Here is a 1,739-nt window from a genome sequence, read left to right as displayed (position 1 = left end):
GAACGAGGCTGACGCCGACGTTGTTCGAGGTCAGGGCTTCAGAGATGTCCGTGTCCTCACCGACAACACCGAATTCAAGGGCGTCCGGCTGATCAAGACGACCGGTCGTCATGGGACCGAGGCGCATTACGAGGTGATGGCCGAAATCCTGGGTGAAGTCTGCGGCGTGGTGTTCAGCCGCCCCGGTGACAAGACGATTTACTTGGCCGGTGACACGATCTGGAACGACGATGTCGCCGCCGCCCTGGCAACGCATGCGCCTGACGTCGCCATCCTGAACGCAGGCTATGCGATGGTGCAGGGCATCGATGGCGGAATCATCATGGGAACCCATGATGTTCAGTGAGAATGGGCGGGCTCGTGATCCTGTGCAACGGACGAACTCTCGTTTCAGTTGCGCAGCGCCCTTGAATCTGAAGTCGGTCGCTGAGCAATTCAACGCGTCGTGCTCCAATCCCTGAGAGGCTCCGCGCCCTAAGCCGGCACCGCGTCTGCCTCGGATTGCCCCGTCAGAGCTCCGACCGGCGTGCGATGAGCCAAATGCCATTTTTACGAGACTTTGAACTTTTGCGGGCGAATGCATTGTAGTGTTTGTAACGTGTCCTCCCGGTCCGCACGCGCGGAGTGGCGTGCTTGAGGGAGACACCGAAGCGAGAGGCTCGAGACTGCATGGAAGCGGCTCCGGACATGCGTCCATACGATCGTTTGCTGAAATCCGCAGCCGAACAGATGGCGGCAGCGTCGCCGCAGCCAGATCTCGCGCGCGCGGCCGAGGACGCCGAGGTCCCGCTTGAACAGGCGCAAGCCTGGTTTGCCGATGCTTGTGCCCTGAGTGCAGCCGTCATCGAACAGCAGATGGTACTTCTGACGGACCACCTGGTCCGCCGTGCGTCCGCCGCGCCACAGGATGACGTTGTCGCCCAGCTTCGCGAGTTGAGCCACGCTTATGTCGAATGGTTCTTCGACAATCCGGTCGGCGGTCGCCTGCTGGTCACCCCACCGGCGATGGCGACCGTGTCGGAACACAAGGTGAGCCGGTTTTCCACTGCAATCTATGATCTTGCCCGGGCGATGATGGAGCGGGCCCGCGATACTGGGATGATCAGGGCCGACATCGACATTGCTGAAGTGATGCTGACCATGCGGACGCTGACGCTCGGCATCGTTGTGCAGGATATGGACCATACGCGGCTTTGGGGAAATCCGGGCGACCCGCGCGCAGCACTGACGCGCATGATGAACAGCTATTTCGATATGGCGATGTCCAAAGCCTGAGCAGTGGATCGCGCGGCCGGACCTCACCACGCAGGACCCGAGAGGTCGTCGACCCTAAACGGGCGGATACTGGATCCTGGACATCCTGTCATCCGACTATGTCCCTTCGTCTCTGCTGACGGCTGCGCTGATGCTGGGGATCTGTGGGGCGATAGAGGAGTGGCGCAAGCGTCTGTCGGGCTTGAAAGAGGATCCGAACGTTAAGTCCTCCGGGTGGTCATCATTGCTTTGCCCCACCTGCCCGGATCGTCGCGCGTCCACTCGCATGGAAGCGCGGCTGCATGGCACTGGAGATCGAGCGCAAGTTCCTCGTCCTGTTCAATGGCCGCAGAAGCAGGTCGTTCGGTCCTCTCTGATCGGCGACATTGAAGCGCCGGCGGAGGCGCCAGGGTCACGTCCGTCAAGCTGGTGTAATTTCCCGGATGGCCTGAGGGCATGATCAGGCGGCTTTCGTTGTGATGCTG

The 1,739-nt window shown here is 61.1% G+C and carries 1 protein-coding gene and 1 pseudogene; both read left to right on the top strand.

The genetic code is table 11. The annotated features are described in order from the left end of the window. Positions 1 to 346 (top strand): annotated as a pseudogene (locus Q0938_RS19065) (MBL fold metallo-hydrolase); the annotation flags it as partial. A 323-nt stretch (positions 347 to 669) separates the two neighbouring features. Then, entirely contained in the window at positions 670 to 1,275 is a 606-nt protein-coding gene (locus Q0938_RS19060) for a WHG domain-containing protein (RefSeq protein ID WP_299365685.1), read from the top strand. Positions 1,276 to 1,739: the final 464 nt, after the last annotated feature.

It is taken from the genome of uncultured Paracoccus sp., assembly GCF_947496875.1.
Classification (GTDB): domain Bacteria; phylum Pseudomonadota; class Alphaproteobacteria; order Rhodobacterales; family Rhodobacteraceae; genus Paracoccus.
This window is presented reverse-complemented; position numbering and strand designations above follow the sequence as displayed.

Coding starts and splice junctions, on each gene's coding strand:
- Q0938_RS19060 (WP_299365685.1), top strand. CDS start 670: ATGGAAGCGGCTCCGGACATGCGTCCATACGATCGTTTGCTGAAATCC.